Origin of the sequence: Micromonospora sp. NPDC049204 (assembly GCF_040647935.1) — a bacterium.
Taxonomy (GTDB): Bacteria; Actinomycetota; Actinomycetes; order Mycobacteriales; family Micromonosporaceae; genus Micromonospora.
The window spans coordinates 124,444-143,834 of record NZ_JBEZDC010000001.1 but is presented as its reverse complement, the minus strand read 5'-3'; the positions used below and the strand labels follow the sequence as shown (position 1 = coordinate 143,834).

General features: G+C 71.9%; 19 protein-coding genes and 1 pseudogene. 12 read left to right on the top strand and 8 right to left on the bottom strand.

The genetic code is table 11. The annotated features are described in order from the left end of the window. Nucleotides 1-44: 44 nt before the first annotated feature. The 6 genes and pseudogenes from AB0A90_RS00735 to AB0A90_RS00710 all read left to right on the top strand — a co-directional run bounded on the left by AB0A90_RS00735 (nucleotide 45) and on the right by AB0A90_RS00710 (nucleotide 3,949). A complete protein-coding gene (locus tag AB0A90_RS00735; protein WP_357239405.1) occupies nucleotides 45-458 on the top strand; it encodes a DUF6069 family protein in 414 nt (137 codons plus the stop codon). A 39-nt stretch (nucleotides 459-497) separates the two neighbouring features. After that, nucleotides 498-851, top strand: a complete 354-nt coding sequence (locus tag AB0A90_RS00730; RefSeq protein ID WP_357239402.1) for a YciI family protein — start codon at nucleotides 498-500, stop codon at nucleotides 849-851. A gap of 20 nt (nucleotides 852-871) precedes the next feature. Continuing rightward, the gene (locus AB0A90_RS00725) at nucleotides 872-2,071 is read left to right on the top strand and encodes an RNA polymerase sigma factor (RefSeq protein WP_357239399.1); all 1,200 of its coding nucleotides are present in this window, start codon (nucleotides 872-874) and stop codon (nucleotides 2,069-2,071) included. Continuing rightward, the gene (locus AB0A90_RS00720) at nucleotides 2,068-2,646 is read left to right on the top strand and encodes a dihydrofolate reductase family protein (protein WP_357239396.1); all 579 of its coding nucleotides are present in this window, start codon (nucleotides 2,068-2,070) and stop codon (nucleotides 2,644-2,646) included. Before AB0A90_RS00725 ends, AB0A90_RS00720 begins: the two co-directional genes overlap by 4 nt. 187 nt (nucleotides 2,647-2,833) lie before the next feature. Then, a pseudogene (locus AB0A90_RS00715) lies at nucleotides 2,834-3,241 on the top strand (snapalysin family zinc-dependent metalloprotease); the annotation flags it as partial. Nucleotides 3,242-3,244: 3 nt separating this feature from the next. Beyond that, complete coding sequence (locus tag AB0A90_RS00710; protein ID WP_357240637.1) at nucleotides 3,245-3,949, top strand: trypsin-like serine protease; 705 nt, start codon at nucleotides 3,245-3,247, stop codon at nucleotides 3,947-3,949. A 132-nt stretch (nucleotides 3,950-4,081) separates the two neighbouring features. Here AB0A90_RS00710 and AB0A90_RS00705 read toward each other — a convergent pair whose 3' ends face one another. Beyond that, nucleotides 4,082-4,918, bottom strand: a complete 837-nt coding sequence (locus AB0A90_RS00705; RefSeq protein ID WP_357239392.1) for a DUF3152 domain-containing protein — start codon at nucleotides 4,916-4,918, stop codon at nucleotides 4,082-4,084. Nucleotides 4,919-5,053: 135 nt separating this feature from the next. Here AB0A90_RS00705 and AB0A90_RS00700 point away from each other — a divergent pair, with 135 nt between their 5' ends. Both AB0A90_RS00700 and AB0A90_RS00695 read left to right on the top strand, forming a co-directional pair. Further along, a complete protein-coding gene (locus tag AB0A90_RS00700; protein ID WP_357239389.1) occupies nucleotides 5,054-5,554 on the top strand; it encodes a SigE family RNA polymerase sigma factor in 501 nt (166 codons plus the stop codon). Next, nucleotides 5,551-6,309 (top strand): hypothetical protein, encoded by a 759-nt coding sequence (locus AB0A90_RS00695; RefSeq protein ID WP_357239386.1) that lies wholly within the window; start codon nucleotides 5,551-5,553, stop codon nucleotides 6,307-6,309. The genes AB0A90_RS00700 and AB0A90_RS00695 overlap by 4 nt, the downstream gene beginning before the upstream one ends. A 34-nt stretch (nucleotides 6,310-6,343) precedes the next feature. Here AB0A90_RS00695 and AB0A90_RS00690 read toward each other — a convergent pair whose 3' ends face one another. Then, on the bottom strand, nucleotides 6,344-9,115 hold the full coding sequence (locus AB0A90_RS00690) for an ATP-binding protein (protein ID WP_357239383.1): 2,772 nt from the start codon (nucleotides 9,113-9,115) through the stop codon (nucleotides 6,344-6,346). A 203-nt stretch (nucleotides 9,116-9,318) separates the two neighbouring features. Between AB0A90_RS00690 and AB0A90_RS00685 the strand changes: the two genes are divergently transcribed. Next, entirely contained in the window at nucleotides 9,319-10,767 is a 1,449-nt protein-coding gene (locus AB0A90_RS00685) for a M28 family peptidase (protein WP_357239380.1), read from the top strand. A 63-nt stretch (nucleotides 10,768-10,830) separates the two neighbouring features. On the opposite strand, the gene AB0A90_RS00680 is transcribed toward AB0A90_RS00685, so the two are convergent. Beyond that, complete coding sequence (locus AB0A90_RS00680) at nucleotides 10,831-11,529, bottom strand: SDR family oxidoreductase (protein ID WP_357239376.1); 699 nt, start codon at nucleotides 11,527-11,529, stop codon at nucleotides 10,831-10,833. A gap of 162 nt (nucleotides 11,530-11,691) precedes the next feature. Here AB0A90_RS00680 and htpG point away from each other — a divergent pair, with 162 nt between their 5' ends. Beyond that, nucleotides 11,692-13,608: a molecular chaperone HtpG gene (htpG, locus tag AB0A90_RS00675; RefSeq protein WP_357239373.1), complete on the top strand. Its 1,917-nt coding sequence runs from the start codon at nucleotides 11,692-11,694 to the stop codon at nucleotides 13,606-13,608. 58 nt (nucleotides 13,609-13,666) lie between these two features. On the opposite strand, the gene AB0A90_RS00670 is transcribed toward htpG, so the two are convergent. Together AB0A90_RS00670 and AB0A90_RS00665 are read right to left on the bottom strand one after the other, a co-directional pair. Then, nucleotides 13,667-14,320, bottom strand: coding sequence for a response regulator transcription factor (locus AB0A90_RS00670; protein ID WP_357239370.1), 654 nt, complete (start codon nucleotides 14,318-14,320; stop codon nucleotides 13,667-13,669). Nucleotides 14,321-14,366: 46 nt separating this feature from the next. Beyond that, entirely contained in the window at nucleotides 14,367-15,527 is a 1,161-nt protein-coding gene (locus AB0A90_RS00665) for a sensor histidine kinase (protein WP_357239367.1), read from the bottom strand. 109 nt (nucleotides 15,528-15,636) lie between these two features. Between AB0A90_RS00665 and AB0A90_RS00660 the strand changes: the two genes are divergently transcribed. Continuing rightward, complete coding sequence (locus tag AB0A90_RS00660) at nucleotides 15,637-17,118, top strand: nitrilase-related carbon-nitrogen hydrolase (protein WP_357239363.1); 1,482 nt, start codon at nucleotides 15,637-15,639, stop codon at nucleotides 17,116-17,118. Here AB0A90_RS00660 and AB0A90_RS00655 read toward each other — a convergent pair. Both AB0A90_RS00655 and AB0A90_RS00650 read right to left on the bottom strand, forming a co-directional pair. After that, nucleotides 17,063-17,755, bottom strand: a complete 693-nt coding sequence (locus AB0A90_RS00655) for a nitroreductase family protein (protein WP_357239360.1) — start codon at nucleotides 17,753-17,755, stop codon at nucleotides 17,063-17,065. The genes AB0A90_RS00660 and AB0A90_RS00655 overlap by 56 nt on opposite strands. Beyond that, nucleotides 17,752-18,087 (bottom strand): helix-turn-helix domain-containing protein, encoded by a 336-nt coding sequence (locus tag AB0A90_RS00650; RefSeq protein WP_357239357.1) that lies wholly within the window; start codon nucleotides 18,085-18,087, stop codon nucleotides 17,752-17,754. Before AB0A90_RS00650 ends, AB0A90_RS00655 begins: the two co-directional genes overlap by 4 nt. A 65-nt stretch (nucleotides 18,088-18,152) precedes the next feature. Between AB0A90_RS00650 and AB0A90_RS00645 the strand changes: the two genes are divergently transcribed. Continuing rightward, on the top strand, nucleotides 18,153-18,815 hold the full coding sequence (locus AB0A90_RS00645; protein ID WP_357239354.1) for a ThuA domain-containing protein: 663 nt from the start codon (nucleotides 18,153-18,155) through the stop codon (nucleotides 18,813-18,815). Between the two features lie 106 nt (nucleotides 18,816-18,921). Here AB0A90_RS00645 and AB0A90_RS00640 read toward each other — a convergent pair whose 3' ends face one another. Beyond that, entirely contained in the window at nucleotides 18,922-19,284 is a 363-nt protein-coding gene (locus tag AB0A90_RS00640) for a hypothetical protein (protein ID WP_357239351.1), read from the bottom strand. Nucleotides 19,285-19,391 lie beyond the last annotated feature (107 nt).

Below are 19,391 nucleotides of genomic sequence, written 5' to 3'. Positions count from 1 at the left end.
TGAGAGCCCGCCACCGCGGCGGGCCACACCCACGGGAGGGCACGATGACCACCACAGCGACCACCACGCCCGCCATCACCTCGACCGTCGGTGCGCTGATCCGGACCGGTGTCGCCGCCACGCTCGCCGCGAGCGCCGCCACCATGGCCGTCGCCGCCGTCGGACGCGCGGCGGGGATCAGCCTCGACGTGGCCGACTCGCCCATTCCGGTGACGGGTTTCGGTGTGCTGACCGCCGTACTCTCGCTGGTCGGGGTGATCCTCGCCGCGGTGCTGTCTCGTTTCGCCAGGCGTCCCCGGTTCGCGTTCGTCCGTACCACTGTGGTGTTGACGCTCCTGTCGCTGGTGCCGGACGTGATCGTCGACGCGGAGGCGGCCACCAAGGCGCTGCTGATGGTCGCTCACCTGGTCGCGGCCGTGATCGTCATCCCCGCTGTCGCGCGCCGCCTGGCCGCCTGACCTGTCGCCATCGCACCATCGAACGGTTGGAGGACCGTCATGAAGCAGTACCTGCTGTCCGTGCACGCCGTCGAGGGGGAGCCGGACCCCTCCGACGAGGAGACACAGACCATGTTCCGGGAGACCGGCCGGATCAACGACGAGATGCAGGCCGCGGGCGCCTGGGTCTTCGGCGGAGGGCTCCGGTCGCCGGACAGCGCCACCGTCGTACGGATCGAGAACGGCGACACCACCATGAGCGACGGGCCGTTCGTCGAGACGAAGGAGCACATCGCCGGCTTCTGGGTCATCAGGTGCGCGGACCTGGACCAGGCGCTGGCCTGGGCCGAGAAGTGCGCGGCGGCCTGCGGCCCGGTCGAGGTGCGCCCCTTCGACGACCTGTCCCAGGCCTGACCGGGAGCCGGCCGACCGACATGGACCTGGGGAGCATCTACCGCGCGGAGTACGGCCGCTGCGTCGCCACCCTGGCCCGCATCCTCGGTGACCTCAACCTCGCCGAGGAGGCGGTCCAGGACGCCTTCACCACGGCGCTCCAGAAGTGGCAGACCCCGCCGCCGAACCCGGGTGCCTGGATCGTGACCACCGCCCGCAACCGGGCGGTGGACCGGCTCCGCCGGGAGTCGACCCGCGAGGCGCGGCACGCCCAGGCTCTGCTGCTGCACCACCAGGACGAGCCCCGAGAGGTGGGACCGGTGAAAGACGACCAGCTGCGCCTCATCTTCACCTGCTGCCACCCCGCGCTCGGTCCGGACGCGCGGACCGCCCTCACGCTCCGCCTGCTCGGCGGTCTCGACGTACCCGAGATCGCCCGCGCCTACCTGATCCAGGAGTCGACGGTCGCGCAGCGCATCGTGCGCGCGAAGAAGAAGATCCGGGACGCCGGCATCCCCTACCGGGTGCCCGCCGAACACGAGCTGCCGGACCGACTGCCGTACGTGCTCACCGTGCTCTACCTGATGTTCAACGAGGGCTACGCGTCCACCGCCGGACCGTTGATCAGAACGGACCTGTGCGCCGAGGCGATCCGGCTCGCCCGCGAGCTCGCCGCCTTGATGCCCGACGAGCCCGAGGTGCTCGGCCTGCTCGCCCTGCTGCTGCTGACCGAGGCGCGCCGGCCGGCCCGGCTCGACCCGTCCGGCGAGCTGGTGCTGCTGGCCGACCAGGACCGGTCGCTGTGGAACCGGGCGCTCATCACCGAGGGGCACGACCTGGTCCGGCGTTGCCTGCGGCGTAACCAGCCCGGCCCGTACCAGATCCAGGCCGCGATCGGCGCGGTGCACACCGACGGCGCCGCCACCGACTGGCCGCAGGTCCTGGCACTGTACGACCAGCTTCTCGCGCTCCGGCCGAGCCCGGTCGTCGCGCTCAACCGTGCGGTTGCCGTCGCCGAGGTGCACGGACCGGCGCAGGCCCTCGCCGGGTTGGCGGACCTCGACCTGCCGGGCTACCACCGGCTGCCGGCCACCCGCGCGGAGCTGCTGGTCCGGCTCGGCCGCGACGAGGAGGCCCGAGCCGCCTACGACCAGGCCATGGAGCTGGCCACCAACGACACCGAGCGGTCCCACCTGCGGGCCCGTCGTGCCGCACTCACCTCTGAACGGAGCACATCATGACCGCCACCTACACCGTCGACGTCTTCTCCAGCCTCGACGGCTTCGGCAGCACCAGCGGCAACTGGGGCGGCTACTGGGGCAAACAGGGCCCCGAGCTGCTCGCCCACCGCCTGGCCGTCTACGGCGAGGAGCAGCGCATGGTCTTCGGGGCCCGCACGTACCAGGAGTTCGCGCAGATGCTGGCCGCGAGCACCGAGGAATCCGAGGTACGGGACGCCTGGGTCACGCGGATGAGGAGCCTCCCGGCGACGGTGGTGTCGAACACCCTGCAAGGCCCGCTCGACTGGCCGGACGCGACAGTCGTAGCCGGTGACGCCGTGGACGTCGTCGCCCGGCTCAAGGAGGAATCCGACGTGCCCCTGCGATCGCACGGGAGCCTGTCGATGAACCGGGCGCTGATGGCCGCCGGTCTGGTCGACCTCGTCCAGGTGACGATCTTCCCGGTCGTCACCGGTCAGACCGGACGGAAGCCGATCTTCTCGGGGGCGGCCGACTTCGACCTGGAACTGGTCGAGAGCCGGACCCTCGACGGTCGCTCCCAGGAACTCGTCTACCGCCCCACCCTGCACGTCTGACCGACCGGCTCGTCGGTATGACGCTTCCGCTATGCCCAGTATCGATCGCCGTCACATTAACATCTACGTGCATCGATGAGATGGTGGCCGGTGGCCGCCGACGAGCGCAGGGGAGTGCCCGATGTTCCGAGGACAACTGAGACGCGCCGCGCTGGCCATGCTGGTGGCGATCCTGGCGGCAGCCGGGATGCAGCTTGCCACCGGCACGCCGGCCGCCGCCGTCCGGACCGTCTACTACGACGCGAGCCGGACCGGCGAGTTCCGCACCAACTTCGACCAGGCGGCGCAGATCTGGAACAGTCGGGTCAGCACCGTCCGACTCCTGGCCGGCACCCCGGCCAGCATCACCATCTACGTCGACGACGGCTGGCCCCGCGCGCAGTCGACCGGCCTCGGTTCGGGCCGGATCTGGATGGGCCGCACGGCCGTCAACCAGGGCTACGACCGCACCCGCATCGCCACCCACGAGGTCGGCCACATCCTGGGTCTGCCGGACCGGCGCACCGGCCTCTGCTCCGACCTGATGTCCGGCAGCAGCGCACCGGTCTCCTGCCGCAACGCGAACCCCAGCGCGGCCGAGGCGAGCCGGGTGAACTCGCTGTTCACCGGCACCCTGGCCGCGCCGGCCAGTACGGCATACACCTGGAACGGCGCATCCGACGTCGGCCCGCTGGTGGTCGGTGGCCGGCCGGCCTCCGAGAACTACCCCTTCCTGGTGTACGTCTCCGGCTGCACCGGCACCCTGATCAAGGGCAACTGGGCGGTCACCGCCAAGCACTGTTCGACCCCGTCCTCCGTGCGGGTGGGCAGCACCAACCGCACCAGCGGCGGGACCGTGGTGCGGGTGACCCGTGCGGTGAACCACCCGAACGTCGACGTCAAGCTGCTGCAACTGGCCAGCTCGGTCCCGTACGCGCCGGCCCCGATCCCGAGCACCTCCGGCGCGGTCGGCACCGCCACCCGGATCATCGGCTGGGGCCAGACCTGCGCCCCGCGGGGCTGTGGATCGGCTCCGACCGTGGCCAACGAACTCGACACGTCCATCGTGGCCGACAGCCGGTGCTCCGGTATCAACGGCGCGTACGAGATCTGCACCAACAACACCAACGGCAACTCCGGCGCCTGCTACGGCGACTCGGGTGGGCCGCAGGTGCGCCGGGTCAGCGGAGTGTGGAACCTGATCGGCGCGACGAGTCGGGCCGGCAACAACAACTCCACCTGCGCCACCGGCCCGTCCATCTACGTCGACCTGCCGTCGATCCGCTCGTGGATCTCCACCCAGGTCGGTGGCCTGCCCGTCTGACCGTCGGCGACATCGTGGGCGGGGGCGAGCGCCAGACGCGCCCCCGCCCCGGTGTCACCCACGCCATCCCACGCTGCGATACGACCAGGAGCGCCTCCCGCGAACCGGAGGGTGACCCGCGAGCCGTCGGCCTCAGGCTGCCGGGTACGCACCCTCGCGTCTCGGGATGTCGTCGTCGTACGCCCCGACCGGCCCGCTGTAGCGGTCCGTGCCCGTCGGGTACGGCCAGGCGTTCGCGGTGCAGCCGTGCAGGCCCAACGTCTGCTGCTGCATGACCGGTGCCGGTCGGCCCCGCCGGGGGCACCGCTCGTGACCGAACCCGAGTTTGTGCCCCACCTCGTGGTTGACCATGTACTCCCGGTAGGTGGTCAGACTCGCACCGTAACCGGGCACCCCCTTGACCCAGCGCGCCACGTTGAGCACCACCCGACCACCGTTGCGGCAGGAGGTGTAGGCGTCGGGCACGTCCTGGCAGAGCGTGTCGCGGGTGCCGGGGGTCGCCAGGTAGATGGTGAAGTCGGCCGGCCCGCCGGCGCCCACCCGGCGTAGCCGCCACGTCCCGCCGGCCGTCCACCCGCGGGGGTCGTTCAGCGTCGTGGAGATGGCGGTCGCGACGTCGCCCACCGGCAGGCCCCGGATGTCGCGTTCCACGACGATCCGGTAGCGCAGCAACCGACCGCCGGTCGCTCCCGTGGTTGCCGCCTCGGCGGGTGCCGTCGTCCAGCGGTTGCCGCCGGTGGCGGGGTAGGTGACGTCGACGGTCGGCGCGGAACTGGGCGGGACACCGGTGACTCCGGTCGGCCGACCGGAGGCGGTGACCGTGGCCGGCCGGCTGGGCTGCGGCTCAGCGGCGACGGGACCGGTGCCGGGTTGCCCTCCGGCCGGCAGACCGCACCCGGTGAGCAGCACCACCACCAGCAGTAACGCCGCTGAGGCGGTACGCCATGGGCGGGTAACCTTCGTCGACATGTCTCTCCCCTCGCGCGCCGGTCGGCGGCGCGGAGGAGAAGACGGGCGACCACTGGGAAAAGTTGCTGTGACGTCGACTCAACCTTTTCCCGGCCTCGCCCGTCCCTAGCGGTGTGGCACGGGGGAGGGTTCGGGGTGGCGCGGGGTGACGCGGAGTTCGTCGAGTTCGCGAAAGCGGCGTCCGCGCGACTGGTGCATGCGGCGTTCCTCATGACCGGCGACCACCATCAGGCCGAGGACGCCGCGCAGACCGCGCTGGTCCGCACCTACGCGTCCTGGTCGCGGGTCCACGACGACGACGCCTACGGGTACGCCCGCCGCACCCTGGTCAACCACCTGGTCGACGGGTGGCGACGACCGATGCGGGAGTATCCGACCGACGAGGTGCCGGAGCAGCGGCGCGACGACGTGGCCGACGACGTGGCCACCCGGCGCTGGTTGATCACCATCCTCGGCGCGCTCAGCCCTCGTGAGCGGGCCATCGTCGTGCTGCGCTACTACTTCGACCTTCCGGAGGCGCAGGTGGCTCGGGAACTGGCCGTATCCGTGGGCACGGTCAAGAGCACCAGCTCGCGAGCCCTGGAGAAGCTGCGTACCGCCGCGCCCCACACAGCCGACGAGAGGGCGCGCCGATGAGCGAGCTGGAACGGCTCCGCCAGGCCATGCGGGCGACCGAGCGTCCCGACGCCGTGCTCGATCTGGACACCGTGCTGCGCCAGGGGCGTCGGTTGCGTACCCGTCGGCGCGTCGCCGGAGTCGGGGCGGCGACGCTCGCGACCGGCCTGGCCGCCGTGGTCGTGGTGGCGGTCGGCGCGTCCGGGCCGGGCGATCCGGCGCCGACCGAGCACCCGCCGCCGGTCGCCGTCGCGCCGCCGTCGGTCGGTGCCTCGCCGTGGGCGCAGAAGTCGGCGGACTCCACGCCACCGCCGACGGCGGGCCGCGACGAGCCGCCACCGAAGCCCCTCGGTCAGTTCGTGGACAGCGGGATACGGCACGGCGCCGACCGGCGGATCTACTACTTCGTCCCGGTGACCCTGCCCGGTGCGCCCAAGGTGACCATCGGGCTGGCCGCCGGTCGCCAGTCTCCGGACGGCGCACTGACCACGGACATCCTGGTCAACGACGTCGAGGGGTCCGACCGCAGGCCCGGGTTCCACCAGATCGGCTATGACGAAAGCTCGTCGACCGCGCCGGCGCCGACCTTCGGTTACTTCGTCGGCCCCGCCCAGCAGATCACCGGCACGGTGGACGGCCGGCAGGTCCACGCCCGACTGGCCCGCTGGAGTCTCGACAAGCAGGTGGTGATCTTCTGGTTCGAGCCGGCCGTGTTGACCCCGGGGGATCGGCTCGACGGCATCATCGCCCGGGACGCCTCCGGCCGCCGACTTTGACGCGCCGGCCGGCCGGACCGGTCAACGAGACCGCTCAGGCCGGGTCGGCCAGCCGGCGCTCGATCGTCACCGTCGTCCCCTCGGCGGTGGAGACCAGCCGCACGTCGCCGTAGGCGTTCATCAGCAACGCGCCGCGTCCCCGGTCCATCGCCGGGCGGCGGTCGCGCCAGGTGCCGAAGTCCCGCACCGAGATCCGGACCCGCCCGCCGCCCACCTGGAGTCGGACCCGCACCTCCGGACGGCTGGGCCGCTGCGCGTGCTCGACCGCGTTGTTCATCGCCTCGGACGCGGCGAGCAGGAGATCCTCCAACACGTCCGGGTCGACGTCGAGGTCGTCGAGCGTCAGCCGGACGTCGCGACGCATGGCCGCGGCCGAGGTGGGCGCGGACGGGTAGGTCCACCCGGCATCCAGGGTGTCGCCCAGCCCGCTCGGGTCGGTCGGGCCCTGCGCCAGCCCTGGCGCGTCGAGCCCGGCTGCGACAGTCCGGGGTGGCGCGACGGCGGTGACCGGGTCGGGCCGCGGCGGCGCCGCGTCGACAGTCGGTGCGGTGGCGTCGCCGGTCGGGTGGCTGCGGGCCCGCCGGATCCCGGCCCGGACCCGGGCGATCAGCTCAGCCGCGGCGAACGGCTTCACCAGGTAGTCGTCGGCGCCCAGGTTGAGGCCCTCCACGCTGGCCCGCCCGCCGGCCCGGGCGGAGAGCACCAGCACCGGCAGGGACCGGGTCGCCGGGTCCGCGCGGAGCCGCCGGACCAGGTCGAAGCCGTCCAGCACCGGCATCATCACGTCGGTGAGGACCAGGTCCGGCGGTTCGCGGTGGACCTCGTCGAGGGCCTGCCGGCCGTCGGTGACGGCCCGCACCCGCCAGCCCTGACCGGTGAGCAGCCGGCTGAGGTACGCCCGCATGTCGGCGTTGTCGTCGGCGACGAGGATCCGTGCGCCGGCCAACTCGTCCACGGCCGGGCCGGAGACGTTGCCGGGCTCCGTCGGATCGCCGCCCGACTCGCTGAGCCAGCCCATCGCCTCCTCGACGGTGGCCCGGGCCGCGTCGCCCCGTCCGACCGGCGACGGCCCGGTCCCCGCCGTGCGGCCCGCCGTCGACCAGGGCAGCGCCACGGTGAACGTGCTGCCGACACCCACGCTGCTCGTCACCCGGATCGCGCCGCCCTCCAGCCGGGCCAGCTCGTACGCCAGGGCCAGGCCGATGCCGGTGCCCTCGTGGCTGCGGGCGCGGGCACCGCGGACCCGGTGGAAGCGTTCGAAGAGTTTCGGCAGGTCCGCTTCGGCGATGCCGATGCCGGTGTCCGCGACGGTGAGGCGGACCTCCTCGTCGTCGGCTTCCAGGGCCACCCGGATCCGGCCGATGAACGTGTACTTCAGGGCGTTGGACAGCAGGTTCGTGACGATGCGTTCCCAGTTGACCGGGTCGACGGTGACCGGCCGGGGCAGCGGCGGGCAGACCACCTCAAGCGTGAGCCCGGCCCGCTCGACGGCGGCCCGGAACACGCCGGCCAGTTCGGCGGTGAGCGCCGACAGGTCGACCACGCGGGCGTCGCTGCGGGCCCGCCCGGCTTCCAGGCTGGAGAAGGTGAGCAGGCTGTTGACAAGCGTCAACAGTCGGGTGGCGTTACGCCAGGAGGTTTCCACCCGCTCCCGCTGCACCAGGGGCAACGGCGCGGTGGCGTCGGTGAGGGCGTCGGCGAGCGGGCCGAGGATCAGGGTCAGGGGAGTGCGGAACTCGTGGCTGACGTTGGCGAAGAAGTCGGTCTTCACCCGGTCCAGTTCGGCGAGCGCCTCGACCCGGCGTCGCTCCTGCTCGTACTCCTGGGCGTTGCGCAGCGCCACGGCGATCTGCTGGGCCAGGAGTTGGTAGAAGGACCGGTACGCCTCGTCCAGCCCCCGGCTGGGGCTGACCCCGGCCAGCAGGACGCCGAGTGGCTGTTCCTCGCCGCCCGAGGGCAGCGGCAGTGCCAGCGCGGTCCGGACCGGGTCGCCCCACGGGCCGCCGGGCAGGGGCAGCCGGTCGGCGACGTCGGGCACCGCGGTCGGTCGGCCCTGCGCGGCGTCCGCCAGCCCCCAGGCGTTCGCGGCCGGGTCGGGGTCGGCCAGCTCGACGGTGTCCGGTAGTGCCCGCGCGTACCCCTGGTCGCCGCCGGTGCAGGCGACGAGCCGCAGGATCGTGCCGTCGCGCAGGTAGATGGCGGTGAACGGCACGTCCAGCGGGTGGCCCTGGATCGCGTCGGTCAGCCGGGCGCTGGTGGCGTGCGCGTCGACGGTGCGTCCGTCGCCGAGAACGGACAGGTCGCGCAGCAGTCGCAGCCGACGTTCGCCGACCACCTGCTCGGTGACTTCGCTGCACACGGTGAGGACGCCGACGGTGCGGCCGTCGTCGTCGCGGACCGGCGCGTGCGAGACGCTGAAGTATGCCTCCTCGCGGTAGCCGGCCCGCTCCAGCAGCAGCCGGAGGGCGGGGACCCAACTGGCCACTCCGGTGGCCGTGGCCTGGTCGATGAGCGGGCCGAGGACGTCCCAGCCCTCGGCCAGGGTCACCCGGACGTCGTCGCCGAGCGCCGCGGGGTGTTTGTCGCCGATCAGCGCGGAGTACGCGTCGTTGTAGAGCTGGGAGAAGTCCTCTCCCCAGAGCAGCAGCATGGGGTAGCGGGACGAGAGCACCGTCCGGACCGCGGCGCGCAGGCTCTGCGGCCAACTGGTCACCGGGCCGAGCGGGGTGCGCGCCCAGTTCAGCTCCGCCATCAGCCGGCCGGTGTCACCACCGCCGCTGAACAGGTCGGTGTCGGGTCCTGTCACGCTTGATCCGACCCCATCGCAAGCCCCCGTTCCGGGCCCGACGACCCCTGCTGGCGTTACCTACCCATCCTGGCACCTCTACTCACCTGTGCCGACGCCGGTACCTACCGTCGAAGCGGTGGCGGTTCGGCACGAACGACCGATGCTTGTGGCATCGACATCTGTAAGTGTCTCGGGTATCTCTCCAACCCCGAGGAGCCCCCATGAGAGGCAGAACGCTGAGCGCGGGTGTCGCGCTCGCCGTGTTCGCCGGGATGACGGTGACGCTGGCCACCCAGCCGGCGACCGCGTCACCTTCGACCGCGACAGTGACCCGGCCGATCGCCGCGGCCGCCGCCGCGTTGGCCGCACCGGACATCTCCATCACCAACGTCCAGGCGCACCTGACCCAGTTCAACACCATCGCCACCAGCAACGGTGGCAACCGACGGGCCGGCTCCGCCGGCTACACCGCCTCACTCAACTACGTCAAGACGAGGCTCCAGTCGGCCGGCTACACCGTCACCGAGCAGTACTGCTCCAACTGCCGGTACCCCTCGAACAACCTGATCGCGGAGTGGCCCGGCGGCCCGGCCGACCAGGTGGTCATGTTCGGGGCGCACCTGGACGGCGTGTCGGCCGGTCCGGGCATCAACGACAACGCCACCGGCTCGGCGACCCTGCTGGAGAACGCGCTGGTCCTGGCCGCGCAGAACCCGACAATGACGAAGAGGGTGCGGTTCGCCTGGTGGACCGACGAGGAGCAGGGGCTCAACGGCTCCCGGTTCTACGTCAACTCGCTCAACGCCACCCAGCGCGGCTACCTCAAGGGCTACTACAACTTCGACATGGTCGGCTCGGTCAACGGCGGTTACTTCATCAACCGGGTCAGCTCGACCACGGCAGCGCCGCTGAAGGCGTACTGGGACTCGTTGGGCCTTCAGCCGGAGGAGAACGTCGAGGGTCAGGGCCGCTCCGACGACTACTACTTCCAGCAGGCCGGCATCCCCACCTCGGGTTACGCCGCCGGCGCCAGCGCCCGCAAGACCAGTGCCCAGGCGGCCAAGTGGGGTGGCACCGCCAACTCCGCGTACGACCCCTGCTACCACCGGTCCTGCGACACCACCGCCAACGTCAGCGCCACCGTGCTGAACCGGGCGGCCGACGGCGTCGCGTACGCGCTGTGGCAGCTCGCCGTGAGCGGCGGCACCCCGACCTGTACCGGCGGTCAGGTGGTCGGCAACGGTGGCTTCGAGAACGGCAGCTCGCCGTGGACCGCGTCCTCCGGCGTGATCACCAACGCCAGCGGCCAGCCGGCCCGGACCGGGTCGTACAAGGCGTGGCTCAACGGGTACGGCAGCACCCGCACCGAGAGCCTGTACCAGTCGGTGACCCTGCCGGCCGGCTGCGCCACGTACACGCTGTCGTTCTGGCTGCACATCGACACCGCCGAGACCACCGGCTCCACGGCGTACGACCGGCTCGCCGTGCAGGTGGGTTCGACAACACTGGCCACGTACTCGAACCTCAACGCCGCGGCCGGTTACGTGCAGCGCAGCCTCAACGTGGCCGGGTTCGCCGGGCAGACGGTGACGCTGCGGTTCACCGGCACCGAGGACTCGTCGTTGCAGACCACCTTCGTGCTCGACGACGTGACGTTGCAGGCGAGCTGACCGCGTACCAGAGCAAAGGGGCCGCCACCGGTTGTCTCCGGTGGCGGCCCGTCGCGTCGTGGGTCAGGGGAGCTGCGGGTAGAGCGCGGCGACGCCGCCGGCCAGCCCGGCCTGCACCTGACGGCTGAGGTCGTCGGCGAGGATCTCGTACGAGTCGGCCTCGATGCCGTCCACGCCGATCCGGGCGACCGCCGCCGGGTCGGACTTCGGGCCGGTGATGTCCGCGGCCATGTCGGTGTCCAGGTAGCCGACGTGCAGGCCGGCGACCCGGACGCCCCGCTCGGCCAGTTGGACGCGCAGCACGTTCGTCATCGCCCACTCGGCGGACTTGGCGGCGCTGTAGGCCGCGTGGGTCGGGGAGCCGAACCAGGACAGCACGGAGAGCACGTTGAGGATCGTTCCGCCGCCGTTGCCGGCGATCACCGGCGCGAAGGCCCGGATCGTCGACAGGGTGCCGACGTAGTGGGTCTCCAACTCCAGCCGGACGAGGTCCAGGTCGCCGTCGAGGAGGTCGGTCCGGGTGTCGATGCCGGCGTTGTTGATCAGCAGGTTCACGCCGCCGGCCAGCTCGGCGGCGGCGGCCACCGAGGCGGGGTCGGTGATGTCGAGGCGCACCGGCGTCACGCCGGGCAGGTCGACGCTGTCGGGGTTGCGGGCGCCGGCGTAGACGGTGGCGCCCCGGGCGAGGAGTTCGGCGGCCAGGTGTCGGCCGAGGCCACGGTTGGCGCCGGTGACGAGGGCGGTGCTTCCTGCGATCTTCATGGTGGTGACGCTATCCCACCTGACTTCTGTGTGCCAAAGTCAGCCATGTCACGCCGACGGCCCGTCCCGATCGGGAATACGACCGGGATGCGGTCGCCACGCGGCCGGTGACGACTCGTATCCTTTCCGCGAACCTGCGCACGAGCCGAGAAGGGAGACGGTGTGAGCAATCAGGCCGAGACGTTGGAGTTCCAAGCCGAGGCGCGTCAGCTGCTTCAGTTGGTGGTCCACTCGATCTACTCGAACAAGGACGTCTTCCTGCGGGAACTCATCTCGAACGCGTCCGACGCGCTGGACAAGCTGAGGCTGGCCACGCTCGTCGACAAGGACCTCGTCGCCGACACCGACGACCTGCACGTCGCCCTGGAGATCGACCGGGACGCCCGTACCCTCACCGTGCGGGACAACGGCATCGGGATGACCCGCGACGAGGTGGTCGCGCTGATCGGCACCATCGCCAAGTCCGGCACCGCCGAACTGCTGCGCCAGCTGCGCGAGTCCGCCGACACCCACGCCAAGCAGGACCTCATCGGCCAGTTCGGCGTCGGCTTCTACGCCGCGTTCATGGTCGCCGACCGGGTCACCCTGCTGACCCGCAAGGCCGGCGAGACCGGCGGCACCCGCTGGGAGTCCACCGGCGAGGGCACCTACTCGATCGAGGGAGTCGACGAGGCGCCGCAGGGCACCACGGTGACGCTGCACCTCAAGCCGGTCGACACCGAGGACAACCTGCACGACTACACCGCCGAGTGGACGATCCGCGAGATCGTCAAGCGCTACTCCGACTTCATCGCCTGGCCGATCCGGATGACCGTCGAGCGCCCCGGCACCGACGACGCCCCCGCCACCAGCGAGGTGCAGACGCTCAACTCGATGAAGGCGCTCTGGGCGCGGCCCCGCGACGAGGTCGACGCCACCGAGTACAACGAGTTCTACAAGCACGTCAGCCACGACTGGGCCGACCCGCTCGAGGTCGTGCACATGAAGGGCGAGGGCACCTTCGAGTACGAGGCGCTGCTGTTCCTGCCCAGCCACGCCCCGCTCGACCTGTTCTCCCCGCAGGGCCGCCGGGGCGTCCAGCTCTACGTCAAGCGCGTGTTCATCATGGACGACTGCGAGGCGTTGATCCCCACCTACCTGCGCTTCGTCAAGGGTGTGGTCGACGCGCACGACCTGTCGCTGAACATCTCCCGGGAGATCCTGCAGCAGGACCGGCAGATCCAGATCGTCCGTCGTCGCCTGGTCAAGAAGATCCTCTCCACCGTCAAGGACCTGAAGGCCAACCACGCCGAGCGCTACCGCACCTTCTGGACCGAGTTCGGCGCGGTGGTCAAGGAAGGGCTGATCGACGACACCGACAACCGGGACACCCTGCTGGACATCCTGTCGGTGGCCTCCACCCACGACCCGGCCGAGCCCACCGACCTGGCCGGCTACGTGTCGCGGATGAAGGACGGCCAGAGCGACATCTGGTACGCCACCGGCGAGTCGCGGGCCGCCATCGAGAACTCCCCGCACCTGGAGGCGTTCCGGGCCAAGGGCCACGAGGTGCTGCTGCTCACCGACCAGGTCGACGAGGTGTGGGTCGAGCGGGTCGGCACGTACGACGGCCGGACGCTGCGCTCGATCGCCAAGGGCGAGATCGACCTGGACACCGACGAGGAGAAGCAGCAGGCCGAGGCTGAGCGCGAGCAGCAGCGACAGGAGTTCGCCGGGCTGCTCGACTGGCTGGGCACCACCCTGACCGACAGTGTCCGGGAGGTCCGTCTGTCGTCGCGGCTGACCACCTCACCGGCCTGCGTCGTCGGCGACGCCCACGACCTCACTCCGACCCTGGAGAAGATGTACCGGGCGATGGGGCACGAGGTTCCCGCGACCAAGCGGATCCTGGAGATCAACCCCGGCCACCCGCTCGTCTCCGGGCTGCGCAAGGCCCACGAGCAGGGCACCGATCCCACCGCCCTGACCGAGACCGCCGAGCTGCTCTACGGCCTGGCGGTGCTCGCCGAGGGCGGTGAGCTGACCGACCCGGCCCGCTTCACCCGGACGCTCGCCGACCGGCTGGCGCGCACCCTGTAACCGGCGTCACCCTCCGGCCGGCGGGCCTCCCGCACCGCGGACCCGCCGGCCGGTCACGTCAGTGGCCGGGGACCACCAGACCGGACTCGTAGGCGACCATCACCGCCTGAGCCCGGTCACGCAGGTTCAGTTTGGCGAACAGGTTGCCGACGTGCGTCTTCACCGTGTGCTCGCTCAGGTGGTGGTGAGCGGCGATCTCGGCGTTGGACAGGCCGGCCGCGATCAGGCGCAGGACGTCCGTCTCGCGAGCGGTCAGGGCGGTCACCGCCGCCGCCCGGGCCGGATCCGGGTGACCGCGCCGGTGCAGTTCGCCGATCACCCGGGCGGTGACGCCGGGGGCGAGCAACGCGTCGCCAGCGGCGACCACGCGGACCGCGTTCACCAACTCGGCTCGGGGAGCGTCCTTCAGCAGGAAGCCGCTGGCCCCGGCCCGCAGCGCCGCGTACAGGTAGTCGTCGGTGTCGAACATGGTCAGGGCGAGGACCCGGCTCGGCGTACGGGCGCACACCTGGCGGGTCGCGGCGACCCCGTCGAGGACGGGCATCCGCATGTCCATCAGGACGACGTCGGGTCGGTGGTCGAGGGCGGCACGCACGGCGCCCGCACCGTCGGCGGCCTCGGCGACCACCTCGATGTCCGGCTCGGCCCCGAGGATCGTCGCGAACCCGGCCCGGAACAGGTCCTGGTCGTCGGCGAGCACGACACGCAGCATCAGCACCACCCCGACGTCGGGTGCCGGGCGGCGGCGACTGCCCCCATCAGGCCACCGCCGGTGCCCGCATCGGCAGGGTGGCGGTGACGGTGAAGCCGTGGCCGTCCGCGGCGGGACCGGCGTGCAGGGTACCGCCGCAGGCCTGGGCGCGCTCGCGCATGCCGAGGATCCCGTAGCCCGGCCCCTCCGCGCCGGCGACCCGGCCGCCGTGGCCGTCATCCGTGATCGACACGGTCAACTCCTGCACGCTGGCGGTCAGCAGGACGCGGACCGATGCTGCCCCGGCATGGCGAACCACATTGGTCAGGGACTCCTGCACGATCCGGTAGGCGGCGACCCCGACGTCCGCGGGCGGCTCGACGAGCACCACACCGGCCTGCCCGGCCGGCGGCGTGGGCCGCGCTCCGCCGACGGACTCCGCCGGTCCGGACGCGACGGTGAGGACGGCGTCCAGCCCGGTGGCACGCACGCGTGCGACGAGGGCGGTGAGGTGCGCCAGGCCCGGCTGGTCGAGTGGGTGGTCGGCGGGTTCGCGCAGGCCGCCGACCGCACGGCGGAGTTGGACGACCGCGTCCCGGCCGGTGGCGGCGATCGTGGCGAACGTGGCGTCGGCGCGGTCCGGGTGCGGCCGGACCAGCAGCGGCCCCGCCTCCGCCTGGACGATCATGACACCGACCGCGTGGGTGAGGATGTCGTGCAGGTCGTGGGCGATGCGGGCGCGTTCGCGCAGCACGGCCGCTGCCCGCTCACCAGCGACACGACGGTCGCGTTCGGCGAGGGCGGTGGCCTGGGTGCGGCGGGCGCGGGTGCTGGTGCCCAGGGCGTACGCGAAGAGGTAGGCGACCGACAGGTACCGCAGCACCTCCACGTCCGGGTGTGGATGGAGCAGCGACACCACCAGCCCGGCCGCGGTGAGCACGAGGCCGAGCAGGCGGATCGGCAGGGAGGACCGCGCCGCGAACGTGTAGAGGCAGACGAGCGGACCGACCGGCAGCAGCGGGGGTGCACCGAGCGCGGCCGAGACGGTCGTGGCGACGCCCACGACGACGGCGACGGCAACCAGCGCGCGGTCGCGCCACAGCACCGGGACGGACGACAGGACCGCGAGGGGCAGCACCCACCAGGCGCGTGGTCCGCCGGCCAGCGCGGGCAGCACGGTCGCGGCGACGGCGGCCACGGTGACGGCGAGATTGACGTACCGCTTCACGTCGGCAGTATCGTCCGGCCCGGCGCTCCCGCGCCTCCCTCCACGGGACCAGATCGCACCCGGTCCGTACGGCGATCCGCCGCCGCCGCTCCGGCCGCACGATCGACGCATGATGACGATCGTCGCCGCGCTGCTGAGCGGCCTGCTCTGGCTCGGTGGTACCGGGCTGCACCCCGTCGCCGCGCTGACCTGGCTCGCCCCGATTCCGCTGCTCCTCGCCTCGCTGCGGGTAGGCCCGCGGACCGCGCTCGGCGCGACGATCCTCGGCTGGTCGATCGGCCAGCTCGGCATGGTGGGGTACTACCTCGACACCCTGCGCCTACCGGTCCCCGGGGTGGCCGGTGTGCTCGGCCTCGGCCTCGGCCTGGCGGGCGGCACGGTCCTGCTCGCCCGGGAGGTGCTGCTGCGCGGGCGGACCGTGACCGCCGTCCTCACCGTGCCGTCCCTCTGGGTGCTGGGCGAGTACGCCGCGTCCCACCTGTTCCCGCACGGCGCGTGGTGGAGCCTCGCCTACACGCAGGCCGACGTCCGTCCGGTCATCCAGGTGACCGCCCTCGCCGGCGTCTGGGGCGTCACCTACCTGCTGCTCGCCGTCCCGATCGCCCTCGCCGCACTGCTCGGCGGCGCACGACCGACCCGCGGCGGCCGGCGCGACAGTCCACGCCCCGCCCTCGCCTGCCGGCTCGGCGGTCCAGGCCCCGCCCTCGCGTGCCTGCTCGCCCTCCTGGTCGGCGTCGGCACGTGGTCGGCCTGGTCGCTGCACCGGTCCCCGGAGCGGGCCGCGCCGCTGGCCGTCGGCCTGGTCGCCCTGCGGCAGCCCGAGGACGGGCTCCCGATCGACGAGCCGGTCGGCCGGGACCTGCTCGCCCGCTACGGTGCGCGGGTCGCGGGCCTGGTCGATCGGGGGGCACGCGTCGTCGTGCTGCCGGAGAAGGTGTTCGCGGTGACGGATACGACGTTGCCCCTGCTCGTGGACGCGCTGCGGCAGACCGGAGCTCAGGTCGTCGTCGGCGCGGTGCTGCGGCGGGCTGGCACGGCGAGCAACGTCGCGCTGGTGGTGGACCCGTCCGGAGCGATCACCACGTACGACAAACAGCACCTGATCCCGGGCCTGGAGGAGTGGCTGACGCCTGGTGACGACGAGGTGATCGTGCAGGGGCGGTTCGGCGTCGCGATCTGCAAGGACCTGGACTACCCCGACCTGGTCCGGCGGTATCGGGCGGCCGGCGCGTCGGTGCTGCTCGTTCCCGCCCTGGACTTCACCTCCGACGGCTGGCTGCACAGCCGCATCGCCCTGGTTCGGGGTGTGGAGAACGGGCTCACCGTGGTCCGCGCCGCCGCGTCCGGCCGGCTGACGGTTTCCGACGCCGGTGGCAGGCTGTGGGGTGAGGACCGGGCCGGTGACGCCGAGTTGCTGGTCGCCAGCGCTCCGACCAGGGGATGGGGCACGGTCTATTCGCGTACCGGAGACTGGTTCCCGTTGCTGTCCGTGGCCCTGTTGGTCGTCGCTGTCGGTGGCGTGCGGCGGCGGTCCGCTACCAGCGGTTCCAGTGGGCGAACCCGTCCGCGTCGGCCCGCGGACCGGGCTTGAAGTCCGTGCCCAGGGTGTATGCCACCGGCGTGAGCGCCACCTGCACGACGGTGTCGTAGGGGATGCCGAGCAGGTCGGCCATCTCCTGTTCGTAGCTGAGATGGCTCGTGGTCCACGCGGTGCCGAGCCCGCGTTCCCGGGCGGCCAGCATGAAACTCCAGAACGCCGGGATGACCGAACCCCAGGCCCCGGCCTGCCCGCGCGCCGTGGCCAACTCGGCGCGGGACTCGACCCGCAGACAGGGGATGAGCAGCAACGGGACCTCGTGCAGGTGGTCCGCGAGGTGTTGCAGGCTGCCGGCGATCCGGCCCCACTGCTCGGAGGCGAAGTTCATCCGACTGAAGGCCGGCCCGGTGCCGCCCGACGCCGGTGGCGGCGTCATCAGGCCGAGTCGCCACAGTCGGGCGACGGCCGCCCGGGTCTGCGGATCCTCGACGAAGATGAAGTCCCAGCGCTGCCGGTTGCGGCCGCTGGGTGCCTGGAGCGCGATACGCAGGCAGTCCTCGATCACGTCACGGGGGACGGGGCGTCCCAGGTCGAGACGCTTGCGGACGGCGCGGGTCGTGCTCAGGACCTCGTCGGCGGACAGGCCCAGGGTTGGCGGTCCGCTCCGCCCGGCCGGTCCGGTGTCGCTCATGCGGGGACTCCCACTCGTTGGGGTACGTCGAGGTTGGCGATGATCGCGGCAAGGAGACCGGGAAACCGGTCATTGATCTCATCGGCACGCAGTTCGTGCCGGCGGAAGCTGCCGTTCGGCATGACGCGGAGGACGCCGGCTGCCCGCAGCACCTTCAGGTGGTGCGACAGCGTGGAGATGCTCACCTCGGACAACGCGTCGAATTGTCCGCAGACGACGCCACCGGCCTGCGCCAGCTGTCGTACGACACTCAGGCGCACCGGGTCGGCGAGGGCGCCGAGCACGGTGGCGAGGTCGACCGAGGCGAGATCGGGATGATGGAGGGCTCTCATGGACGCCATGCTAGCTTTGGTTTCGTGATTTCGAAAATCGTCCAAATGATGAGCGGAGCATGATCATGTCGATTGACACGGTGATCTTCAGCGGGGAGGGACCGCACGCCGATCCCTGGCATCCGTTGGCGGAGACCAGCGCGGCGATCGCCAAACTCGTCGGCGACGCGGGCCAGGTGGCGATCGTGACCACCGTCGACCACCTCGCGGCCGCACTCGACGGCGCCCGCCTGCTCGTGGTGAACGCCAGCGCCGACCGCACGGCCCCGATCCCGGAGGACGAGGAGTTCGGCCGGGTCCTCGACGACTTCCTGGCCGGTGGCGGCAGCCTGCTCGCGCTGCACAGCGCGACGATCGCGTTTCCCCAGCTCGCGACCTGGCGGTCCACGGTCGGCGCCGCCTGGGACCACGGCCGGACCTTCCACCCGCCGATCGGGTCGAGCCTCATCCGACGCACCGACGTCGCGCACCCGATCACCGCCGGTCTCGCGGACTTCGAGGTGCACGACGAGCGCTACACCGACCTGGAGTTGATCGACGGCGTCGACGTCGAGACTCTCTACGTCCACGACGAGGGGGGCGCCACCCACCCACTGGTCTGGGCGCGCACGGTCGGAAGCAGCCGGATCGTCTACGACGCACTCGGTCACGACGCCCGGTCGTACGAGTCGCCGGCGCACGTGGAGTTGCTGCGCCGCAGCACGGCGTGGCTGCGCCACGAGAGCTGAGCAGCGTGGCTGCGCTGTCACTGCCGAACGCTCGGCCGGGTCACCGGCCGAGCGTTCGTGCGTGTGGTGTGCTCAGCCCGAGCGTCGTACCCCTTGGGTGCTGCGGTCACGCAGCGGAGGCGGACGCCTTCGACCCTCGGTGCGACGCGGCCGGGCCGGCATTCCAACCCCATCGGGGGGCCGGTGCGGCGCTCTCCCCGGACCAGCCCGTCCCGCCCTCGTCGCCGTCGATGGTCATCTCGACCGCGTTGGGGGTGCTGCGGGCCAGTCGCAGCGACTGCTCGGCGCCGTTGCGGGCCGCGCACGGCCAGGACTGCCCGGCGCACTGGAGGTTGCGGCAGTGACCCTCGTCGTCCGGCTCGTGGGCGCTCAGCACGTCGATCGCCAGCTGCCACAGCAGAGGATCGGTCACGTCGTGCGGGCGCTCGGCGCGGCGACTCGGTCGGTTGCTGGTGTCGTCGTCGGACATTGTGGGTCCCCCCTTGTCAGGCTGTACCCCACAAGGGTCACCCGTCAGCCGTGGGTTAAACCGCCGACCTGCTGTGATGTGTCTCCGGTCGCAGCGGTCGCCGGGAC